The following is a 22,205-nucleotide window of genomic DNA, read 5'->3' as shown; positions in this document are numbered from 1 at the left end:
CAAACCATCCGTTCCCGCCCGCTCTCCGTCATCCGACGCCGAGCAGCCGAGTTTGAGTCTCGGCGTCATTTTGCAGGGCCGCGCTGTCGCCGACATAGGACATCTGACCGTTGACCATGATGTAGGCTCTGTCGGCGAAATTGAGCACCAAGTCGACCTTGTGTTCGACGAGCAGGATGCTGGTCCTGTTGCGAAGTTGTTCGATCGCAGCGAGCACCTCCGCAACCACCGAGGGCGCTAGACCCTCGAACGGCTCGTCCAGCAGGATCAGCCGCTGCGGCGCGCACAGGGCGCGCCCGATCGCCAGCATCTGTCGTTCGCCGCCGCTGAGGTTCTCGCCGCGCGCATCCTGGCGCGTGCGCAGTTTGGGGAACAGTCGATAAATGTCGTCGAGCGGCCAGCCTCCCTCGCGCTGCGCCAGCGCAAGGTTCTCCGCGACGGTGAGGTTCGGAAATATCCGGCGCCCCTCCGGCACGATGGCGATGCCGTGACGGTTGACACGATCCGGCGACAGCGAGGTGATGTCCGCGCCGGCAAATGTGATAGTGCCCCCGGTCGGCCTGAGTACGCCCATGATGGTTTGCAGTGTCGTCGTCTTGCCGACGCCATTGCGCCCAAGCAGCGCGACCACCTCGCCTTCCCGCACCTCGAGGTCGATGCCGTGCAGAATACGGCTCGCCTTGTAGCCGGCGTCGACGCCCCTCAAGGTCAGCAGCGGCGGACGCACGGCCGCTGCCAATTTGCCCGACGGCTGTTGCGCGCGGCGAGTGCCGTGACGTCCGAGATAGGCCTCGAGCACCGCCGCATCGTTGGCGATTGCGGACGGCTCGCCTTCCGCAATGACGTGGCCCTGATGAAGGACCGTGATGCGGTCGGAGAGCGACAGAACACGATCGATGTCGTGTTCGATCAGCAGCACGGTATGGCTGCGGGAAAGTTCGCGGACCAGGCTGCCGATCCGCTCCCGGTCGGCGTCGCCCAGCCCCGCCAGCGGCTCGTCCAGCAGCAGCAGTTCGGGGTCGGTCGCGAGCGCCACCGCGATTTCGAGCAGACGCTGCTCGCCATGGGCAAGGTTGGCGCACAGTTCGTGCGCTCGCGCGGCGAGCCCCACGGTGGCAAGCAGCGTCCATGCCTTCTCGCAGACGCCAGGCAAGCGATAGGCGTCACGCCAGAGCGAGCCGCGATATCGCGAATGCGCTTGCGCTGCGACCCGCACGGTCTCGAAAACCGTAAGATTGGTGAAAACGCTGACGATCTGGAAGGATCGCGCCAGCCCGGCGTCGATGCGCTTGTGCGCTGGCATATCCGTGATGTCGCGGCCGCGGAATCGCAGCGTGCCGCCGTCGTTCGGCAACAGCCCGGTCAAAATGTTGAAGAATGTCGTCTTGCCGGCGCCATTTGGACCGATCAGGCTGTGCAGCGTACGCGCCTTGACGGTGAGATGGACCTCGTCGGCGACGACCAGCGAGCCGAACCGCTTCGACAAGCCACGGACCTCGAGGACCAGATCGTCTCCGGCAGCAGATGCCGCGGGTTCGCTGTCAAGCAGGCTCCTGAGCCCCCGCGGTCTTGGTGGAATCTCTTCCGCGGTCAAGCTCCAGTGTCTTCGTCCTGTCAGCCGGAACCAGATTCCGGAAACGCCCTCGGGCGAGAGCAGGATGAAGGCGATCAGGATCGCTCCGAAGAACAGCCACCAGTGCTCCGTGATCGAGCTCAACTGGTCGCTTAGCACGGTAAAGATCACCGCTCCCCAGGTTGGACCGAGGAAGTGATGGATGCCGCCCAGAATGGTCATCATCACCGGGTCGCCGGCATGCTGCCAGTTCAGGTTGTCGGCATAGACGCTCTGGATCAGGAAGGTCAGCAGGCTTCCGCCGAGCCCGATCACGGTTGCGGAGACGACAAATGCCACAAGCTTGGCGCGCTTGGTGTCGTAGCCGAGGCAGCGCACGCGCTGCTCATTGTCCCGCAGCGCCTGCAGCACGCGTCCAAACGGCGAGTGGACGATGCGCCAGATCGCGTACATGCCGCAGAGCACGATTGAGACCACGAAATAGTGATAGGCCAGCGGCGAGACCAAACTGGATCGCGAAATGCCCTGGAGACCGTTCTCGCCGCCGGTCACGTCGGTCCACTTGAACGCGATCTCGTAAAATAATTGGGTGAATGCCAGCGTCAGCAGCGAGAAATAAATGCCGCGTCGCCGCAAGATGAGCAGCCCGATCACGAGGCCGAGCACGCCAGCGGTCAAAGTGCCGAAGACGATCGACAGGTACATGTTGTCGAACAGGTGAAGCACGGCGATGCCCGCGGCATAGCTTGCCGCGCCAAAAAATGCAGATGCACCGAACGAGACCAGCCCGGTGTATCCGAGCAGCAGGTTAAAGCCGAGGCCGTAGAGCGCGTAGATCGCGATCTCCGTCGCAAGGCTTGTGGTCGAGCCGATTCTCGGCAGGATGAACGGCAGCACCGCGAACACAATGCCGGCAATCAGAATGGGATGCCGGAGCCATTTCCGAGCACGCTTCATTCAAATCGCTCCCAGCTCTCGCCGAGCAGGCCGCGCGGCCGGATCAAGAGCACGACGATCATGAGCGCGTACATCACCGCTGCGGATGCCGCCGGCCAGAACTGGATCGACAGCGCAACCGATATTCCGACCAGAAGTCCGCTGATCATGGCGCCTCCGAAACTGCCCAATCCGCCGATCGTGACGACGACGAAGGCCGGCATGATGGCGGCTTCCGACATCGAAGGGACCACGCTCCAAAGCGGCGCGGCGAGCACGCCGGCGATGCCGGCAACCGCAGTTCCGAGGCCGAATACCGCGGTAAAGACCCGCTTGAGGTTGATGCCGAGCATGCTCACCATCTCGGGATCGCGGCTCCCGGCGCGAATGATGCGGCCATATCGCGTGCTGTGCAGAAACAGCCAGAGCGCCACCAGGATGAGAATGGTCACCAGAAGCACGAACAGGCGATACTTTGTGACGAGCACCGGCCCCCAGACGATGAAGCCCGAGAGAAAGGCCGGCGGATTGAACGGCCGTCCGGCCGCACCCCAAATGGTGCGGATCAGTTCTTCGATAAACAGCGCGATGCCGAAGGTCATGAACAGGCCGAGCAGCGGTTCCTTGCCGTAGAGGGGGCGCATCAGCGTCGTTTCGATAACCATGCCGATGATCGCGACCCCGAGCGGCGCAAGCATGATCGCCCAGGGGCCCAGGCTGTCGAGCAAGGAGAGCGCGAAATATGCGCCCAGCGCGAAATAGACGCCATGGGCGAAGTTCACCACGCCAAGCATCCCGAAAATGATCGAGAGGCCGATCGCAATCAGCACGTACAGGAAACCGAGCACGAGCCCGTTGACGACCTGCGAGATGATGAGATCGGTCATGCCATTTCCGTCTCGCCTTGGGTCAAAAATCGGCAAGGCGGCCTTTGCCGCCACGCCGGCTCGACAGCGAAAACGCCCGGTCAGCTCTTGAAGACACAGCCGATTTCGGCCTTGGTGCCGTAGGCGGCGTCGAGCTGGGAGGGATCGTTGGGATATTCGCTGCCGATATCAAAGTAGTCGTACTTGTCGGTTATCTTTTCCTTCACCGTCGCGACCAGCAGCGGCTGCACGAGTTGATGGTCGAAATTGCGGAAGCCGATCGGCGCGTCCTTGTAGCCGTCGAATTTGTGTTCTTCGAGGAAGGCGATCAGCTTCGCCGAATCCGTCGATTTGGTTTCCTTGATTGCCGTCAAGATCGCTGTCATGCCGAACCAGTCCTGCCAGCCTTCGACTTCCGGCGGCGCGCCGAATTTCTTCTTGTAGGCGTCGACGAACTCGGCGCTGCGCTTGGTGAGGTGCGGACCGGTATAGTTCCACAGTTTCGGATAAGTCCCGAACGCCGCCTCTGGGCCGGCTGCCCACAAGTCGCTGTCGTTCACAATCGGAGACGACAGCCCCATTTGCCGCGTCAGCCCGATCTCATGCATTTGCTTCAGCATGTTGGTGAGATCGGTTCCGCCCAATCCGACATAAAGGACATCCGGCTTGGCCTGGCGCAATTTCAGAATGTAGGAGCTGAAGTCGGTCGTTCCGAGCGGGGCCTGATCGTATCCCAGCACCGTTCCGCCGTCCTTGACGAGAACGTCCTTCATTTGATTGTAGGCGTCGATGCCCCAAGCGTAGGAGGCGACGATAAAATACCACTTCTTCCCGCGCTGTTTCAGCTGCGGATAGACGCTGTGCACGGTGACCTTGTTCGGAAGATCGACGCGGAAGGTATATTTGTTGCAGTTCTTGCCGGTGATTTCGGTCGCGTTCGGCCCAGTCGCCATCAGCAGCATCTTCGCCTGTTCGGCGACCGGCATGATCGCAAGCACATCGCCGCTCGATACTCCGCCCTGGATCGCGGCGACCTTCTCCTCCTCGATCAACTTTCGCATGTTCTGCTGGGTCGATTGCGGGCTCGATTCGTCGAGCCAGACGATCTCGATCGGCCGGTCCAGCACATGCCCGCCGAAATCGTCGACGGCGACCAGGGCGCCGTTGTGACCCGTCTCGCCCTGGATCGCGTAGGGTCCGGATTTCGGCAGAAGAATGCCGATCTTGATTGCTTCCGCGGCCCGCGCCGTGATGACAAAGGGCGCCGCGATTTGGGTTGCGCCGATGGCCGCCCCCGCCAGCAGTGTCCGGCGGGTCATGCCGAACCCCTTGTTATTGTCCTTGCTGATCTTCATGAGCTTCTCCCTGGTTGTAGTTTGAACCGCTTGTCGTCGCGGGTTTCAGGCATCGTTGCGGAGGCAGGTGTAGGTGGATCAGGCTTTTCGACCCACCTAGGCAGCCGCGCATTGCGCGCATGGCAGCCACGAAAAAATCCAAGAAATCGGTCTCCGGAAAGTTCCTGAAAAACCATATCCTGAAATCGTTTTCTACGAAAGGCACCCGATCCGCGTTCGATGCTAAAGGCTAGGTCGTGCAGCAGCATAGGTGGTACACTTCCAGAGCGCTGGCCGAGGTTCTCAAGCCTTGTGGATCGCCAAGGGCGGTTCGCACTAACCGGGGCCGACCTCATCAGCAGGCAGCGATGGCAAAGCTGCTCGCAACCGAGCGCGCGTGGAAGCAGCACACCAGGCGCTGCAGATCCACGGCGGGTACGGCATCATGAGCGAGTTCGCGGTCTCGCGGGCCTTTGGCGATGCCAAGGTGCTGGAGATCGTGGAAGGCACATCGGAGATCCAGCGCATGATCATCTCACGCGAACTCCCGGCGCAATGAGATGTCGACACCGCGAAAAGCGACGAATGCCGATTTCGGAGCGCGGGCTTGATGCTTGAAGCGGGGCACACCGGCGAGGCCGTCCTCCGCGGACTGTCGACGCCCAAGCACCTTCGCAGATAAATAGTCCGCCCTTTTTCGTTGCATCGCAGCACAAATTCGGCGCGGGACGACCTGCCAAAAATGGGCTCGCCTGTTATCTCATTCGACGATATGGAGGACGTTGTTTTCAGCGCCCACCCCGCATGCCGATGGACGAGGTAAGAAAAGCAATGCCCGTGGGGTCCAACCGACAACCGGTAGGATCGATCCTTCGCCTTTTGCTCCACAGACCTGGCAGCTTCGTGTTGCTCGTTGCCGGTCGCGAACCACGATTACGGCTCTGAAATCAAGTCGCTCGACTCCCGCTTCGCTCTCACCCTAACTCACCAAGCGCGCGAGCCCCACTCCCAACTCTACTTATCGGGAAACAGGCATGCCGGACACCTCAATCAGCCCGATCAAGATCACCGCTGCCCGGCGTCGGCTCTTCACCGAGGTGCTGGACATCATGGCGCGGAAAGTGGCCGAGGACGAACCGACGCTCGGCGTCGAGTTTCCGCATGTGACGGCGCCTGACGGTTCATGGATCAAGCTGCCCGCGTCGCTGTCGGCCGGCTACACCGGTGAGGCTTGGAGCCACGGCAATTGGCTGTGCGGCTTCTGGGTAGGTCTGCTGCTTGCATGCTATCTCCACACCAGCGAGAAAAAATACCTGACCTGGGCGCGCGAGCGCATGCGGCTCGTTGCACAGCGCGCCGAAGATCCCAACACCCATGACATCGGCTTCATCTTCGACAGCAGCGCGATTCCGGGTTACACGATCACCGGGGACAACTGGTATGCGGATATCGCGATGACCGCAGCCGACAAGCTGCGGGCGCGGATCATGACCACACGCAGCGGTGCCTATCTCGCCGCATGGGGTCCGCTGAACGATCTGCGTGGGCGATGCAGTTCGGCCATCGATACGATGGCCAACCTGTCGCTTTTGTACTGGGCAACAAATTACAGCGGCGATTGTAGCTATCGGCTGGCAGCCGAGGCGCATGCGGACATGACGGCAAAAGCCTTCATCCGTTCCGATCATTCGACCTACCATGCAGTGGAATACGACGTTGTGAGCGGCGAACGAAAGCGCGGCTATACCTACCAGGGGGCGAGCGACGAATCCGCCTGGAGCCGCGGTCAGGGCTGGGCCATCTACGGCTATGTCAATTCCGCGCGGGAGACCGGCCAACGCAAATATCTTCTGCTGGCGGAGCAGCTTGCAAACTATTATGTGAAGCGCCTTGCCGGACGGCAGGTGCCCCCCTGGGATTTCGATGCAACGGGAACTGACGCCGACATCAAGGATACGGCAGCAGCGGCCGTGGTTTCATCAGCCCTGCTGGAGATGGGCCGGCTGCATCCGGGCGCCGCCGCTGCTTCAGCATGGACCGAACGGGGCCTGGCCATGCTGGAAGCACTGTGCCGCGACGAGTTCGCACGAGAATCTTCGCATCGTGGGCTCTTGAAGAATTCCTGCTATTCGAAGCCCCACAATGAAGGCGTGCGCAGCGCTACCATGTTTGGCGACTTCTTTTTTAACGAGGCCCTGTGCCGGGTCATGCTGCCCGGCAAATTCCGAGCGCTGGCGGAGGTGCCGGTTTTCGCATGAGCGATTGGTCGGCGGCCGGCCACATGCGACAGGCAGAGATCGACCAGTGCGTTGCGTTCCTGATCCGACAACAGGAACTGCTCGGAATAGTTGGCCAGAATGCAGATGCCGTCGATGCCGTGGTCGATCATGCAGTCCAAGACGCGACGCAGGCCTTCAAGGTCGAGTTCACTGGATTCGGTGAACGGCGTCGGCGCGACCGGAAACAGCCGGCTATAAACCGGAATTTCTGATTTCGTCATCAACGAAGTTCCACGATAAATGCGCAACTATTCAATCCGTAAAGCTAGATCTTTTCAGCCTCGATCAGTCCATCCAGGACATTCAGCGACTCGAACAAATAGTAAGATCCGAAGATCGTCTCGGCATTGGTTGCAAAATCCCGCACGCGCGCATCGCGACGCTTGTTGAAACAAGCGCCGACCAGCATGCCCTGCGGCCGGGGGTCCTTATTGCCGACAGGTGTCAGGTAGCCGTCGATAAGTGCGATCGCCGTGCGTTCGCCTGCGTCGTGATATTTCGCGCGCAGCTCCGCTGACGGTGCGAGCCGCCCGAGCTTGAGCAGGGCCGAACAGGCGATGGTGGTGGCCGCCGTATCGGTTTCGGTGTTGGGAATCCCCGGATCATCAAAATCCCAGAACGCAACCAGGCTGGCAGGCACGTGCGAGAGCCACCAGTCGGCGCCGGCAAGCAACTGCTCCATCCAGCGCTTCTCCTGCGGGCGATGAGCGAACGCCATCGCGGCATAGACAAGTCCCCAAGCCTGCGCCCGCCCCCAGACGCTGTTGTCGCTAAACCCCTTGTGAGTGAAATGGCGAACGACATCGCCGTTCGCTGGATTCAGCTCGCTCGACTGGATGATCGAGCCCTCAGGCCGCATATGAATGTCAAGGACCCGCGTGGTGTGTCGTGCCGCGACATCGGCGAATGACGGGTCACCTGTCTTATCCGCCGCCCACAACAGGAGCGGCACGGCCTGCAGCGAATCGATGCTGCTAAATGAGTTGCCGACGCCCTCCGATTCCTCGGCGTCGCCACCCAGCGGGATGAGTTCGAGCCTCGGATCATACTGGCTCCTCAAGGATTGGGCGGCATCCAGCGCCAGCGCTGCGGCATCCTTGTCTCCGCACAGGAGATCGCCGAGCGCAACGCCGTAATAGAATCCAAAGCCCTTGAATGCGGTTTGCAAGTGCGCGCGCGGCCTGAGCCGGCTGCTCCACAGGCGGGCCGCATCGAGGTATTTTGCATCACCGGTACGTCGTGCCAGCAGCCACATCATACCGGGCCAGGCGCCGCCGGTCCAATCCCCGTCGACCGTCGTGGTCCATTTGCCCGTTGCAGCATCGGCCCAGTGCGGGAATTCCGATTGCAGAACGCCTAGCGTCTGATCGATCCGCTCCCGCATGCGGTCGATGGCCTGTGCCCAGCGCCACTTGCTCGAGTTCACGATCTTCTCCCGGATTGTCGTTTTTTCGGCCGTCACTGCGACCGCCTTTTCTTTCGGGGATCGCGAGATCCGCCCCTCAAGCGGCCGATCCCGATCCGGGCCGCTCCGTCGCATTGCGCGTCCATTTGAGGTGATGCTTGCCGACGGCAACCAGCTCATCCCGCTGATTGGTAACGTCGACACTTGCAAGCGTCCGGCGCCGCTCTTCGTCGACTTCGGTGATCGTGTAGGTCACCGTCACAGTGTCGTTAATATAGACGGGCCTGAGAAACCGCACCCCGTCGTAGCCGAGCGACACCGGCGTCGAATCGATACCCTTGCGCAGGCTTTCTTCGATCATCCGGGTCGAAGCGGTGGACATGAAGCCGACCATCAGCGCACCATGCGCAATGCGCTTGCCGTAGATCGAATGGCTCATGAACTCGTCATCGACGTGATTTTGCGAGAGGTCTCCGGTCAACCCCGCAAAGAGATAAATGTCGGACTCGCCGACCGTTTTCGAGAATCTGACGGTGTCCCCCACCTTCGCTCCGATTGCACTCATTGTCTTGCCTTTCCACATTCGGTTCTTTGGGCGCGTCGCGCTCATCCAATCCAGATCCCCGACAGCGCGACCTCTCCTCCCCTCGCCAGCTGCTCTCACCTGATCGCCTCGCCGCTTTCGCGGTCGAAGAAATGCAAACCGCGCGGATCCAGCGACAGACGCAATGGCTGGTGCAGCGCCAGCATCGTCTCGGCGTCGATGCGCGAAGCCAGCACCGTGGCCCCGGCCGCACGCACTGCGACCAGAAGCTCGGCACCGAGCTGCTCCGTCACTTCGACACAGGCGTCGAAGCCGGTGCCATGTTCCGGCCGCGGCTCGCCCATGAGCACGTGCTCCGGCCGCACGCCCAACACGACGTCAGGCGCACGCCTGCGCGCGAGTTCGCCGACCCGATCTTGCGGCACGCGAATGCGGAAGTTCTCGGCTACGGCGTGCAAGCGATCATCGATGTTCTGCAGCTCGACAGACAGGAAGTTCATTGCCGGCGCGCCGATGAACCCGGCGACGAAGCGATTGCACGGCCGGTTATAGATTTCGAGCGGTGTTGCGGCCTGCTGGATGCGGCCATCGAGCATGACGACGACGCGATCGCCGAGCGTCATCGCCTCGACCTGGTCGTGGGTGACGAAGATCGAAGTGGTCGCCACGCGCTCGCGCAGTCGCTTCAGCTCGATGCGCATTTGCGCCCGCAGCTTGGCATCGAGATTGGACAACGGCTCATCGAACAAGAACACCTGCGGATGCCGGACCATACAGCGGCCGAGCGCGACCCGCTGCTGCTGTCCGCCGGATAGCTCGCGCGGCTTGCGGCTCAGCAGTTGCTCGATGCCGAGGACCGCGGCGGCGCGCATAACCTCCTTCGTGATATCGGCTTCCGGCACCTTCCGGTTCCGCAGTCCGAAGGCGAGATTGTCGTAGGCCGTCATGTGCTGGTAGAGCGCATAGTTCTGGAACACCATGGCGATGTCCCTATCCCTCGGCGGCAGCCGGTTGACCACCCGCTCGCCAATGCGGATGACGCCGCGGGTGATCTCCTCGAGCCCAGCGACCATTCGCAAGGTGGTCGACTTGCCGCAGCCTGAGGGTCCGACCAGCACGACAAACTCCTCGTCGGCCACCGTCAAATTCACGTCGACGACGGCGCGCACGCTGCCGTATTCCTTGTTGACCTCTTCGAGAACGACCTGGGCCATGATGACGATCCATCTCAGATCCGCAGGCCGCGGATCACATATTTCTGCGCGAACATGGTGATGATGATGGCCGGCCCCATGGCCATGACTGCCATCGCGCTCATCAGATTCCAGGCGGTACCGAGCTCAGTGACAAACTGGGCCATCGTCACTGTGATCAGCGCGGTGTTGTGACCAGTGAGGATCAACGCGAACAGAAACTCATTCCAGGTGTAGAGCCAGGAGAGGATGCCGAGCGCGGCGATGGCCGGGATCGCCGAAGGCAAGGCGACGCGCAGAAAGGCTCCCCAGCGCGTGCAGCCGTCGATCAGCGCCGCATATTCCATCGACGGATCGATGCCGTCGAAGAATCCCTTCATGATCCACGAGAAGAAGCAGATGTGAACGGCAATGTGCGGCAGCAGGATGCCTGCATAGGTGTCGTAGATGCCAAGGTAGTAGCAGACGAGATACAGCGGCAATACCCAAGAGATGTAGGGCACGGTACGGAACACGTAGATCGTGCCGAACCAGGCTCGCGGGATCGGTCCACGAAAGCGCGAGAGCATATAGCCGCTCGACACCGTGACGCCGATGGAGACGATGGTGGCCAGCGTTGCCACCAGGAAGCTGTTGACGAAGGCGTGCATAACCGCCTCGGTCGCCAGCACGTCGCGGTAATTTTGCAGGGTGAAATCGGTACCGCGGTAGACATAGAAGACCGCCCAGCCCGGACGAAGCGAAGTGACCACCAGGATGACGATCGGCCCGAGGAACAGAAGAACGATCGCGATCGTCGCCAGCGAAAGAAAGGCGCGGCGGCCGCCCGGAGCCAAAGCATCGGTCCAGCGGTAGCGACGGTCGAACTCTTTCGTGTGCAATATCGTCATCGCGACACATCCGTGACTCGGCCGGCCACCTTGTACATGGCGCCGGCGACCACCAAAATGATGAGCGCCCCGATGATCGCGGCCGCCGAGCCGCGCCCGAAATCGAGGTTCACGAAGGTCTCCATATACGTGTAGATGCTGAAAACTTCGGTGGAGCGCGCCGGACCGCCGCCGGTGAGAATCCAGACCACATCGAACGTGCGGAAGGCGTCGATCGAGCGGATGAGAACGCAGACGGCGATCACCGGCCGCAGCATCGGCAGCGTCAGGTGAGTGAACGTCCGCCAGGCGCTCGCCGCATCGATCTCGGCCGCCTCGAACGGCTCACGTGGCAGGCTCCGCAGCCCGGCGAGCAGGATCAGCGCGAACCAAGGCGTCCAGATCCACACATCAGTTAAGATGACGATAAAAAAGCTCGGCCAACGCTGCGCAAGCCATGAGATCGGCCCCAATCCGATCCAATCGAGGAACGCCGCCACCACGCCGAACTGGTCGTTGAATATCCAGCGCATCATCATGGCGCTGATGACCGGGGCGATCATTTGCGGCAGCAGAATGACGGTCTGCATGAGCCACTGACCCGCGAAATTCCGGTGGAGGTAATGCGCCAGCGCCAGTCCGCCGATGAGCGACAGCGTCACCGAAAAGAACATCAGCAGAAAGGTATTGGGCAAGACAACGGTCAGGAATGTCGGATCATTGAGTATGTAGAGATAATGCTGGAGACCGACCCAGGTCTGGGCCGGATTGAAGAGTTGCCAGTCGCGAAAACTTGCATTCGCGCCGATAATGATCGGCACGATCTGAAACAGCACAAGCACGATGCCGGCGGGCGCAATGAGAAGAAGCATGAAACGCTCCTTCTCGCCGAGCCACGGCCCCGCACTCGGCCGGCCTGGCACCGTGCCGGGCGCCAGACCGTCGGTGGCAGAGGAAGGATGCGTCTTCGTCATCGGACGTCGCGCCGTGCGCTACTGCGCGACGGCTGCGTCGTGCACCGACTTGGCGCCTTCTTTGAGGACGGCAGGAATGTCCTCGCGCTTTCCGGTCAGCGCCTTGATCACTACGTCCGAGTAAGCCTTGTGCACCTTCGGCCAGTTGGCGAAGTAGTAGGCTGAATGCGCGTGATCCTGGTCGAAGTCGACCTCCTTCAGCTTGCGAAATACCGGATCGCTGGCTGCCAGGTGGTCCCAGACCTTGACGTCGGGCGGAGGCCCGCCGGTTTCTTTCCACATCTGCACCTGGCCATCTTCGTCGGTGAGCATCTCGCCCAGCAGTTTCTTGGCAAGGGCCTGATGCGCGGGCGACACGGATTTCGGAATCGCCCAGCCCCAGATGTCGAGCCACGTAATAGGTTTGCCACGGCCGGGGCCGGCCGGGTACGGAGCCATGCCGATGTTTCCGGCCACTCGCGATTTATTCTTGTCATTGTAATCGCCCCAGAAGGTCGAATCGGCGACCGTCATCGCCGCATCGCCTGCCATGAAGATGGCGTTCGCCTCGTTGCGTCCATAGGTCGTGTTTGCCTCAGGTGCGATCTTGTCCTTGTGCAGCGCGTCCCACCAGAAATCGACGATCTGCTGATGGCAGGGTTGGTCGATGATCGAGGTCCAGCCGTTGGCGGCGAGCACCTTGTTGTCCCGCTCGTAGATTGGCTTGAAGATATCGCAGCCGTTGTTCCACATAGTCCACCACAGTGTGAACCATGTATTGTTGAAGGACATGCCGCCGACATATCCCCATTTGACCTTGCCTTCCTTTTGCAGCTTCTGGCCAACTCGGACCATATCGGCAAAAGTCTTTGGCACCTCGGCATCGGAAATAAGGTCCTTGCGGTAGAAGAAGGTGCCGATGGTATGGGCCATGGGAACGACCGTGAGCTTGTGTTGATCGTTCCAGAAAGCGTCGAGCGGTTGTTTCTCCACATTGCTGATGCCGGCGACATCGTCCGTTGTGACCAGATACTGCTTCCAGAGCTGACCCCAATCGTCGTTGTGCCAGATGATATCGCACTGAGCGCTTCCGGTCGTCAGCATCTGCGTGACCTTGGGCACGTAGACATCGTAGGCGATAAGCGTCGTCGTCAATTTGACGCCCTCCTTCTTCGCCCATTTGTCGAGAATCTTCTGGCTCGCGACCATGATCGGATGGCCGCCATGACAGATGTTGAGCGTTTCCTCCGCTCGCGCGGCGGCGCCCCACGACGATGCCCCGACCGCCAGTGCAGCACTCATCAGCAATCGCACCAGACCTTTCCTCTTCGGCATTGCTTCCTCCGTTTGTACAGCGTAACCGGCCCCCTAACGGCTGCCACCACTGTTGACCGTTCGTCCGCGGTCTTCCGGCTGCGGTAAGCCGACGACTCCATTCGCCGCGAGAGCGTCGATATCGGCCTCACCGTACCCGATCTCCTTCAAGATCTCACGCGTCTGCGCTCCCAATGCCTGTGGCGGCAAACGCACTTCCGGAACCTCGCCGTCGTAACGGACAGGATGGCTGACGAGCGTGATCGGCGACCCGGTTGCGCCCTTTACGACCTGGAAGCTCTTGTTGTGAATAACCTGCGGGTCGGCCACGACGTCCGCATAGTCGTTGACGGGCGCGTGCCATATTCCGCGCACCTCAAACAGCGCAAGGCATTCCGACGTCGTACGCTTGGCGAGATTGGCCGCGATTGCCGCCGTTGCTTCTTCGCGTCTGCGATAGGCCTCTCTGTCCGGAACACGCTGATCGGCAGGGAGTTCCAGTGCATCGGCCAACACGTCGAGCGATCCGAGAGAGAGCGCGATATGTCCGTCCCGAGTGGCATAGATGCCGTAAGGCGCGCCGTAGTACCATCCAGCGATAGGTCCCGGCTGACGCACGTCGTCGGGCCTCCGGCCATTGAGGTAGCAGGTAAAGGATTCCATCTGGAGGTCGAGGGCAGCAGACAGCAGGCTGACGTCGACCCGGCATCCCTGGCCCGTGCGCCCTTTTCTCACCAATGCCGCAAGGATGCCGGCCGCGAACAGCGCCGCCCCATGGTGATCGATCGCCGAAACGCCCACGGCGCGCGGCCCGTGCTCGCGGCTTCCGGTGATCATGGCGAGCCCGGACAACGCCTGCATCAACAGATCCTGACCGGGGCGATTGACGTACGGCCCGTCTGAACCGTATCCGGACGCTGCAGCATAAATGATATCGGGCTTGATCTTCCTGGCATCTTGATAGCCAAGCCGAAGCCTGTCCAAAACACCAGGCCGGAAGTTCTCGGCGATCACGTCCGATGTTGCGATCAGCTTCCTGGCTACGGCAACTGCCTCGCTCTTTTTGAGGTCAAGCGTCAGGCCGCGCTTGTTGCGATTGCCTGTCAGAAGCAACATGGTCTGGCCATCGACCTGCTTGTCTGCCCCTCCCCATTTCCGCTGAAACGCGCCATCGGGCGGCTCCACGGCAATAACGTCTGCGCCGAGATCGGCGAGAAACTGCACGCCAACGGGACCCATCAGGAAGTGGTTGAAGCTTAGGATCCGGATGCCCTTGAGAAGATCGACCATACGCTTTGCTTGCCTTTTCTATTTCCGCGGCCAAGCGGCGACATCCGCTTACTGAAATCGTTTTCAGGATAGACCGGCGATCGACGAAGTCAAGCGCGTCAAGCCGCGGCCGGGCGAAAGAGCCAGCGTATCAGGCACTCCGCTTGATATAGATTGGGATCGCGCACACAGTGCGTTAACGCAGCACCCGTCTCGTGCGCGCTTGGCTTGCGATACCTGCGCTGCAAGTGATCTAACCTCCTCTGGATATCGACGCGGCCCGCTTCGGGCGTTCGAGCACATGCGATGGAAAAGAAATCATTTACCGACCCCAAAGTCCGACCGCACGCCAGGGTGAAGATCGAGGATGTTGCCAGGAAGGCAAACGTCTCGCCGGCGACCGTTTCACGCGTTCTGAACCATCCTGAAATTGTGAGGCCGGAACTGCGCGACAAGGTGATGCGATACATCACCGATCTTTCCTATACGCCTGACAGTGCAGCCCGCGCATTGAAATCAGGACGTATGCGCACGATCGGCGCGATCGTTCCCACCCTTGGCCTAGGCATCTTTGCGGAAGGCGTGGAAGCGCTGCAGAATCGTTTGAGCGAAAGCGGGTACACGCTTTTTATCGCCAACTCGCAATACGATCAGCGTCGAGAACTGCAGGAGGTGCAGAGCCTGATTCAACGCGGCATTGACGGCATTGTACTGGTCGGAGGTTCTCACGGACGGGAGTTGAGAGAACTGGTAGCACAGGCCGGCGTTCCGGTCGTTACCACCTATGTTTCCAAGGCCAACGGCGGCATTCCAGCGATCGGCGTCGACAACGAGCGCGCGACCCACGAAATGACCGAGTATCTTATCGGGCTCGGCCATATTCGATTCGGAGCAATCGCCAACATTCCTCCCTCAAACGATCGTTCGCGTGCACGGCTTGACGGAATTCAACGAGCCCTGTCCAAAGTCGGCATCCAGCTTAGGCCGACTCAGATCATCAGGGCCGATCACTCCCTCGCTCAAGGGCGCGGCGCGCTTCGTCAGTTGCTTACCGACCATCCGGAAACGACCGCTGTGATTTGCACAACCGATACGCTCGCCATCGGCGCCATGGCCGAAGCGAGAAAAATGGGCTTAAACGTGCCGCGGGACCTTTCCGTCACGGGATTTGATGACGTGGAGCTGTCGGCGCAAGTGGACCCTCCGCTCACCACGATCAGCATTCCCGCTGCAGAAATCGGCCGTGGCGCCGCCGATTATCTCATCAATGCCATCGCGGGCAGACCTGTTCCCAAGAGCGTCCTGTTGCCGTATCGACTGGTGATGCGGTCATCGACGGCCGCGCCGCGGGTAAATGAACGGTCCGCGAAGCGGACGCGAACGAAGATCCGATAAGCAAACTCCCTCAAGCGGGATGGTTGTTTCGGAAAACGATTTCAGTGTAAATGGCTGCCTCGACGATCTCTGGAGCGTCAGCATTGAACACGAAGCCGGATCTCATTCTTTCGACATCTCCCCGCCCACACGTGCTTTTGCTGACATTGAACAGGGCTTCCAAACGTAACGCATTGAACAATGATCTGATCGCAAAGCTTGCAGCCGCGTGTCGTAATGCCGCGTTGGATGATGATATCCGCTGTGTCGTGATTTGCGGAAGCGAAGCATTCTTTTCCGCCGGCGCTGATATCAAGGAGATGCAGCAGCGTGGTTTTGGGGCCATCGACAATCCCGCCCGACGCTCGGCCTGGCGAGATATCGCCAATTTCCCCAAACCGCTAGTCGCGGCCGTCGAGGGAGTTTGCTTCGGAGGCGGTCACGAACTCGCGTTGCTGGCCGATATCGTGATCGCCGGCGAAACCGCTGTGTTCGGCCAACCTGAGATCAACATCGGGATATTGCCGGGCGACGGAGCAACCCAGCGTTTGACGCGGGTTGCCGGTAAATCCCTTGCGATGCTGATGATCCTAACTGGAGAACCCATCTCCGCACGCGCCGCCCAGCAGGCAGGCCTTGTGGCCGAAGTCACTGACGGCGGCAAAGCGCTGGCCCGGGCGCTGGAAATCGCCGAAATCATCGCGCGCAAGCCGCCGCGCTCCGCCGAACTCGCCAAGGCGGCCGTGCTTGCATCCTACCAAACTACGCTCGATGCCGGACTGGAATTCGAGCGGCAAGCCATCCGGCATGCCTTCACCACATCGGACCAAAAGGAGGGGATGAACGCCTTCTTTGAGAAGCGACCGCCAAATTACCGCGGGAAGTAAAGTTCACACATTCCGAAGCCCAAGGGCGGCGCAAAGCGCGCCTTCGATTTTCCGTTATCGCGAGAGATGGTTCTGCGCGCGAGTGCCATGGATTTGGGGGCTGTTAGAGCTCCCAAGATCTAGAGCAGAATGCGCCGCGCCGCGCGATTGCCGCGCAGGCACGAGAGGCCTGCGACCGTTTGGCGCGTTTGACCTAGGTCAATGCTTGCAGATGGCGCGCCGGATGCACTTGCGGGCGGAGTCGGAAAACGCGATTTTCGTGAACAACGTGACCGCGACGAATAACTAGGATAGCAAGGGGCGAGTTGCCATGCGCATGAAATACGCCACCGGCATAATCATCGCGCTTATTGTCGATGTGTCCGCCACGATGTTGATCAGATCACGCCCGGCTATCGCCGATGTGAAACGGCTCGCGGAGATTCCGAAGTCTTTCTGGGGCGCATAGGCGCTAAACGCCGATGCCTGTGCCCACGCGGCAGATCAATCGATCACCACTCTGTCAGGCAAATCCTACACAAGCTCGCAGACTTCATGCAGCGTTATAAATGTGAGCGAAACGCCCGGCACAAAAAGACCAACTTATTCTGCTCGTTTGCGGTGCGTCGGGCAAGGACAGACCCAACCCACATCTTCGAATTTGATCCTTCGCTCAGAAGATTTGAATCGTATTTCCATCGGTTCTGAGTTCAGGACTCTCAACGTGTACCAGAAGTGCTCCGCAAATGGGCCAGTCACGAACGGTCCTCAGTAGTCATGTCCCTGGGAGACCATGATGGCCCAAAAAGCGGCGGCCCATACTGAAGCGTGTGTTTCTGTGGGTTCGGCGATGCAGCGTATCGTAGCGCATCTGTTTAGATAAGCCTTGACGGCGTCCGCTCTAGCGGATGCCAGGCTTTGGCCCCGAACTGCCAATTGCCAGGTCCGCGTCTACGTCGGCTGGCGTCACCCCGACTACTGTCCCGTGTTGGTCTACACTGAGCTTGCATTGGCCCCGGGAGAAAAAGTGGACAGATTGTTGCGGCCTGCCACTTCCGGGTCCGGCCCTTCATGAAACCGGCAAGCGCCCTGTACTGCTTTGCGAGCTCCAACATCTTTTCGCGCGCGCAGTCAAACATTTCCTGAAGCCAGGGATCGGTCAGAGGACCAAGTGGAGGCGGCGCCACGACGAGCACCCTGGGTGCGGGATAGACTGTGCCCAGACCGCCGGCCGACGTGAGGACCTGGCAGACCAGTTTCGACATGCCAACGGCGATTTCATAGGACGTGCGACGGTAGTAACTCTTGGTATCGTTCGTCCCCAGCATGATAATGACGAGGTCCAACGGAAAGTGACTTGCCAGCGCGACAGGCAAATAGGCCGATCCGTTCAGGCGCGGATCGACCGGATCATCGATCGATGTCGTGCGCGCGTTCAGGGCTTCCTCGACGATTTCGTAGTCGGGCCCAAGTTTTAAGGCCATGACTCCCGTCCACGCTCGGGATAAGGAAAACCGCGTCGTTGGCGCTCCCTCCGGAACGGCGATCCATCCCCAGGTGAGGGAATCGCCAAAGCACAAGATTCGCCTCGTCATCACTGCCTCGCTCAGTTTTTGGGCGTTTCCTTCTCCGCCGAATTCCGCGCAAGCTTCCGTCCCGCTACGCATTGAGAATACGTGTGAGGAGCCAATAGCTGCCGAGCAGGCTGATGAGGGCGGAAATCGTGTAGACCAGCGGCGTGGCTCGCAAGGGTTTGGCGGGGTCAACTGCCGTGAGCCGGTCGAGGGCGATCAGCACCGGAATCACGATCGAGACGATGGCCACCTGCCCGATCTCCACCCCGATATTGAAGGCGGCAAGCGCGGGAACCACGGCGTTCTGCGGCAAGCCGACGTCGCGAAGGGCGCCGGCGAAGCCGAAGCCGTGAACCAGTCCGAACGCGAAGGTAATTCGCCAGCGGCGATCGATATCCCGCGAGAAGAAGTTTTCCATCGCAACGAACACAATCGAGGCGGCAATCGCCGGCTCGACGATGATGGTAGGAACGACAACGATATTCAGCGCGGCGAGCGAGAGCGTGATCGAATGGGCAATCGTGAACGCGGTCACGATCTTGATCACCGGAATGAGCCGTCGCGCCCACAACACGACGCCGACCAGGAAAGCGATGTGGTCGTAACCCAAGAAGATGTGCTCGATGCCGGTGACGAGATAGCGCCGCATTGTCGAGAGCAGCGACGGCGGGGGCGCAAACAGTGTCACGGTCGTGTTGCCGGCGTCGAGCAGCGCTTGCGGCGCGTTGGCTCCCTCGCCGATCAACACGACTTGGCGGGCGCCGGCGTCTGTCGCAGTCAGAACCGTGGACCGGTAAACGATGTCGCCTTTGACGTTGCGGCAGGAGAAGGTGTCGCGGAAAACCACGCCGTCGCCGTCGGGCGCGAGCACAGCGGCGCCCGCAACGCATGGCGTGCCGTCGAGACCGGTCACGGCAATGTGTGCGTTTATATAGGCGATAATCGGTGCCGCTGATGCCGCGACCAGGACCGGGTCGACCGTGTTGCGCTTTTCATCGAAAATGCTTGTGCCTGCAAGGCGGTCGGCGTCACTGCCCTTGAGAGCCACCTCGACAGCGACGCTACGGTCTCCGCCGATCTTGACGCGCGCCGTCGACAAATTGACCTGATGAGCCTGCGCGGACGCAGCGCTGCCGAGCATGAACCCGGCGAGCAGAACCGCGCGGGCAAACCTCATGACCCTGCTCCCACAGCCTTGAGGAGCTCGGTTAGGCGCCTGATCTCGAACTCCGCAACCGTTACGACCGCACCATCCGGCGCGAGCCGGGCATAGCGATCAAGGCTGTCGGCCGCCGCGCCGATTTCAAGCCGTGCCAACGCTGTCGAGTTGTCGCGCGCGTAGAGCAACACGATCAGGCTCGGCAAGGCGAGGCCATATTGAGCCAGGCGCCCAGCATCGCCGGGCCCGATACGCCTTTCGATCGCGGCAGCATCGAAGGCGCGGAACGCAGTATCGATGAGCCGCGCCTGTGCGGGATCGGCGACGTGAACATTGCTGCCGCCGGTGTGAGTGTGCTGGCCGACATGCCTGAACCAATTCCCAGCAGCGTCGCGTTCGAAACGGGTGAGCTTTCCCGCAAACGCGATCTCGATGGCCCACACCTGCGCCAGCGAAACCGGAAGCAGCAGGCTCGGTCCGCGGCCTGCCGCGGAAGCTCCGGCCTGCTCCTGCAGCCGGTGCGCCATGTCGAACACCACCCGCCATTCGGCTCCCACATGGCGGGACATCAGATACACAGTTGGAGCACCGCCCAGCCTGACATAGTGCGACGTGCCGGCCGGATTGAGGCTGCCGAAGTTCACCGTCGCCGCGACGCCGCCAGCCTGGGTCTCGAGCACCGCGACACTGGCTGGAGGATCGAGCCCGAATTCAGCAAAGCTCTCGGCCGTAAGCTCGGCCGCCGGGATCTCCCGCACCGGTTCGCTGACATTCGCGAATCTGAGCGCCGTGTCGAGATGCGACGCAAGCTCGGCCGGAACAGCACCCTCCCGTCCCGCGAGCGACCACCGGCCTGACTGGCGATGAAACGCGACGCTGTCACTGCCTGCGCGGATTTCGACCCGGCCGATTTCGGCGGGCGCAATGCTAACGAGGCCCTTGGGCGCGAACGACACTTTACCGCGCAGCTCGGGCCAGCGCCCGGTGGCCACGAGCGCGGCGAGAAGCGCCACTGCAAGTGCGCTCGCGAGCAGTATCTGCCATCGCGCAGCATCGCGCCTGGCGGCCAGCCTCGTCAACGGCGCCTCCACCACATAAAGACTCCGCAGAAGAGCGTGGTCAGCGGCAGCAGCACCTCCAGCGCGATGAAGGTATCGCGCATTTGTCGGCTGGTGAGCACGATTTCCGGCAGGGTATAGGTCTGCGGCGCGATGTTCGGCCCCGCATCGTCATCGGCAAGCCAGCGCACCATCGCGACCGACAGCCCGCCGTTGGAGACATACGGAAAATATTCGTTGGTCGCGAATTTGCTGGTGCCGGCGACGACCAGGCGAAAGCGCTTGTCGGGCGGGGCTCCCGGCCAGACTCCTTCGAGCGCAACAGCAAGCGCCTGCGCGCCGCGGCCGACACCGGATGGAGCTTGTCCGGCCGCTGCGGTCACCATCCCGCCGGCCGCCGAGGGCGGTCGCAGGTAGCTGTCCTGGCTGCTGGCGGCAAGCACTCTGGCAGTCACCGCGGCCGGTGGCTTGACGAGGTGGATCGGCCTTGCCTGCGGAAAGACCGTGAGCGCGAGATGTTCGGTGATCGGGTGCGGCGGATAATAGGGAACCGCGATCTTGTCAGGATCGGTGCGGAAATGATTTAAGGGATCGATGACGATCGCCGGCTCCGTCGAGAGTCCGACCTGGCCGAGCAGGCGGCTCTGCAAATTGGAATCCACGGGAAACAGCGGATCGATCAACAACAGCAATCGACCGCCGCCCTTCAGAGAATTCGCCAGCAGCTCTGCTTCCCCCGGCGTGAACGCCGTGCGTGGGCCAATCTCGGCGACAACGGCGCAATCGGAGGGAATCGAGGCCGTTTCCACCGTGACTATGGCGCGCATGTCCAAGCCAATCTCATTCAGCGCGAGCTGGAGACGATCAAGCTGCTCCGGCTTGGCAACGAGCACATCGCCGGCGCCAGGTATATCGTGGCCCCTCAACGTTTCGACGTGACTGTAGTGAAAATGCGCCTGCGTCGGGCGAAATGTTTCGCCGTGCCCGGTCACGAAACAGATTGTCTCGGCGCGCTCCCGAAGCACGCGCAGTGCAGCATAACCCAGGCGGGCGGCATCGATGGCGTTTTCGACGATCACCCTGCGGTCGCCCGCCTGCAGCACCGCCGAGTTGTAGGAATGCACGCCGGCATCGCGCGCAAGCCCCGGCTCCTTGTCGAGATCGATGGCGCGGAATGAAAAGAGCGGATGGTTCCGCGCCGCGACGGCGACCAGATCCCTGACGACGAGGGCATTCGGGTCGCCCGCATTATAGAAGTAAGTCAGAGAGAGCGGCACGCGTAGCCGATCGATGACGTCCGTGAGCTGCCGCGGAGGCGTGTTCCGTCCCTCGCGGGTCACGTCGAAATGCACGTCGTGGCGATATAGCGCCACATTGGCGGCAACCACGACGGCGATCGCGGCGGAAGCGACAAGCGCGTTTGTCGCCCAGGCCGACACACGCGATCCACCACCGCGCAGCGGCAGGCGGATCGCCAACATGAACAGCGCCAGCAGCGTGAGCGACCAGGCCACGAACAAAAGACTGTTCGAGATCTCATCGCTAAAGCCGGCGAAACCGATGATGCCGATAACGACCGCGGCAGCGACGATCGCGGCGATAACGACATCAGGTCGGGCGAAGCGGGACATCCCTTCCT

The 22,205-nt window shown here is 61.2% G+C and carries 19 protein-coding genes and 1 pseudogene; 5 read left to right on the top strand and 15 right to left on the bottom strand.

From position 1 onward, the window contains the following. Positions 1 to 28: 28 nt before the first annotated feature. The 3 genes from MTX19_RS13620 to MTX19_RS13610 all read right to left on the bottom strand — a co-directional run bounded on the left by MTX19_RS13620 (position 29) and on the right by MTX19_RS13610 (position 4,730). A complete protein-coding gene (locus tag MTX19_RS13620; protein ID WP_280984039.1) occupies positions 29 to 2,530 on the bottom strand; it encodes an ATP-binding cassette domain-containing protein in 2,502 nt (833 codons plus the stop codon). Next, positions 2,527 to 3,396, bottom strand: coding sequence for a branched-chain amino acid ABC transporter permease (locus MTX19_RS13615; protein WP_280984038.1), 870 nt, complete (start codon positions 3,394 to 3,396; stop codon positions 2,527 to 2,529). The genes MTX19_RS13620 and MTX19_RS13615 overlap by 4 nt, the downstream gene beginning before the upstream one ends. 80 nt (positions 3,397 to 3,476) lie before the next feature. Next, positions 3,477 to 4,730, bottom strand: a complete 1,254-nt coding sequence (locus tag MTX19_RS13610; protein ID WP_280986025.1) for an ABC transporter substrate-binding protein — start codon at positions 4,728 to 4,730, stop codon at positions 3,477 to 3,479. A 376-nt stretch (positions 4,731 to 5,106) separates the two neighbouring features. Here MTX19_RS13610 and MTX19_RS13605 point away from each other — a divergent pair, with 376 nt between their 5' ends. After that, complete coding sequence (locus MTX19_RS13605; RefSeq protein WP_280984037.1) at positions 5,107 to 5,268, top strand: acyl-CoA dehydrogenase family protein; 162 nt, start codon at positions 5,107 to 5,109, stop codon at positions 5,266 to 5,268. Positions 5,269 to 5,743: 475 nt separating this feature from the next. Beyond that, positions 5,744 to 6,967, top strand: coding sequence for a glycoside hydrolase family 88 protein (locus MTX19_RS13600; protein WP_280986024.1), 1,224 nt, complete (start codon positions 5,744 to 5,746; stop codon positions 6,965 to 6,967). A gap of 35 nt (positions 6,968 to 7,002) precedes the next feature. Here the strand turns inward: MTX19_RS13600 and MTX19_RS13595 are convergent. The 8 genes and pseudogenes from MTX19_RS13595 to MTX19_RS13560 form a co-directional block, all read right to left on the bottom strand. Next, positions 7,003 to 7,209 (bottom strand): annotated as a pseudogene (locus MTX19_RS13595) (dihydrodipicolinate synthase family protein); the annotation flags it as partial. A 44-nt stretch (positions 7,210 to 7,253) separates the two neighbouring features. Further along, positions 7,254 to 8,414, bottom strand: coding sequence for a hypothetical protein (locus MTX19_RS13590; RefSeq protein WP_280984035.1), 1,161 nt, complete (start codon positions 8,412 to 8,414; stop codon positions 7,254 to 7,256). Between the two features lie 76 nt (positions 8,415 to 8,490). Continuing rightward, complete coding sequence (locus tag MTX19_RS13585; RefSeq protein ID WP_280984034.1) at positions 8,491 to 9,057, bottom strand: MaoC family dehydratase; 567 nt, start codon at positions 9,055 to 9,057, stop codon at positions 8,491 to 8,493. Beyond that, positions 9,054 to 10,151 carry a sn-glycerol-3-phosphate ABC transporter ATP-binding protein UgpC gene (ugpC, locus tag MTX19_RS13580; RefSeq protein WP_280984033.1) on the bottom strand — a complete coding sequence of 366 codons (1,098 nt, stop codon included), beginning with the start codon at positions 10,149 to 10,151 and terminating at the stop codon, positions 9,054 to 9,056. Before ugpC ends, MTX19_RS13585 begins: the two co-directional genes overlap by 4 nt. Positions 10,152 to 10,165: 14 nt before the next feature. Continuing rightward, positions 10,166 to 11,020, bottom strand: coding sequence for a carbohydrate ABC transporter permease (locus MTX19_RS13575; protein ID WP_280984032.1), 855 nt, complete (start codon positions 11,018 to 11,020; stop codon positions 10,166 to 10,168). Beyond that, on the bottom strand, positions 11,017 to 11,973 hold the full coding sequence (locus tag MTX19_RS13570) for a sugar ABC transporter permease (RefSeq protein ID WP_280984031.1): 957 nt from the start codon (positions 11,971 to 11,973) through the stop codon (positions 11,017 to 11,019). The genes MTX19_RS13575 and MTX19_RS13570 overlap by 4 nt, the downstream gene beginning before the upstream one ends. Positions 11,974 to 11,991: 18 nt before the next feature. Then, the gene (locus MTX19_RS13565) at positions 11,992 to 13,266 is read right to left on the bottom strand and encodes an extracellular solute-binding protein (RefSeq protein ID WP_280984030.1); all 1,275 of its coding nucleotides are present in this window, start codon (positions 13,264 to 13,266) and stop codon (positions 11,992 to 11,994) included. A 54-nt stretch (positions 13,267 to 13,320) separates the two neighbouring features. Continuing rightward, positions 13,321 to 14,556 carry a CoA transferase gene (locus tag MTX19_RS13560; protein WP_280984029.1) on the bottom strand — a complete coding sequence of 412 codons (1,236 nt, stop codon included), beginning with the start codon at positions 14,554 to 14,556 and terminating at the stop codon, positions 13,321 to 13,323. A 285-nt stretch (positions 14,557 to 14,841) separates the two neighbouring features. Between MTX19_RS13560 and MTX19_RS13555 the strand changes: the two genes are divergently transcribed. The 3 genes from MTX19_RS13555 to MTX19_RS13545 all read left to right on the top strand — a co-directional run bounded on the left by MTX19_RS13555 (position 14,842) and on the right by MTX19_RS13545 (position 17,244). Further along, positions 14,842 to 15,930, top strand: coding sequence for a LacI family DNA-binding transcriptional regulator (locus tag MTX19_RS13555; protein ID WP_280986023.1), 1,089 nt, complete (start codon positions 14,842 to 14,844; stop codon positions 15,928 to 15,930). Between the two features lie 83 nt (positions 15,931 to 16,013). Continuing rightward, entirely contained in the window at positions 16,014 to 16,796 is a 783-nt protein-coding gene (locus MTX19_RS13550) for an enoyl-CoA hydratase-related protein (protein ID WP_280984026.1), read from the top strand. Between the two features lie 310 nt (positions 16,797 to 17,106). After that, complete coding sequence (locus MTX19_RS13545; RefSeq protein WP_280984025.1) at positions 17,107 to 17,244, top strand: hypothetical protein; 138 nt, start codon at positions 17,107 to 17,109, stop codon at positions 17,242 to 17,244. A gap of 406 nt (positions 17,245 to 17,650) precedes the next feature. On the opposite strand, the gene MTX19_RS13540 is transcribed toward MTX19_RS13545, so the two are convergent. The 4 genes from MTX19_RS13540 to MTX19_RS13525 form a co-directional block, all read right to left on the bottom strand. Next, positions 17,651 to 18,370, bottom strand: coding sequence for a GDSL-type esterase/lipase family protein (locus MTX19_RS13540; protein WP_280984024.1), 720 nt, complete (start codon positions 18,368 to 18,370; stop codon positions 17,651 to 17,653). 64 nt (positions 18,371 to 18,434) lie between these two features. Then, positions 18,435 to 19,526, bottom strand: a complete 1,092-nt coding sequence (locus MTX19_RS13535; RefSeq protein WP_280984023.1) for a HupE/UreJ family protein — start codon at positions 19,524 to 19,526, stop codon at positions 18,435 to 18,437. Next, the gene (locus MTX19_RS13530) at positions 19,523 to 20,587 is read right to left on the bottom strand and encodes a DUF4340 domain-containing protein (RefSeq protein WP_280984022.1); all 1,065 of its coding nucleotides are present in this window, start codon (positions 20,585 to 20,587) and stop codon (positions 19,523 to 19,525) included. The genes MTX19_RS13535 and MTX19_RS13530 overlap by 4 nt, the downstream gene beginning before the upstream one ends. Beyond that, the gene (locus MTX19_RS13525) at positions 20,584 to 22,197 is read right to left on the bottom strand and encodes a Gldg family protein (protein WP_280984021.1); all 1,614 of its coding nucleotides are present in this window, start codon (positions 22,195 to 22,197) and stop codon (positions 20,584 to 20,586) included. The genes MTX19_RS13530 and MTX19_RS13525 overlap by 4 nt, the downstream gene beginning before the upstream one ends. Positions 22,198 to 22,205: the final 8 nt, after the last annotated feature.

Origin of the sequence: Bradyrhizobium sp. ISRA464 (assembly GCF_029910095.1) — a bacterium.
In the GTDB taxonomy this organism is placed as follows: domain Bacteria; phylum Pseudomonadota; class Alphaproteobacteria; order Rhizobiales; family Xanthobacteraceae; genus Bradyrhizobium.
The sequence above is the reverse complement of the archived record's forward strand: the minus strand, read 5'-3'. Positions and strand labels throughout refer to the sequence as shown.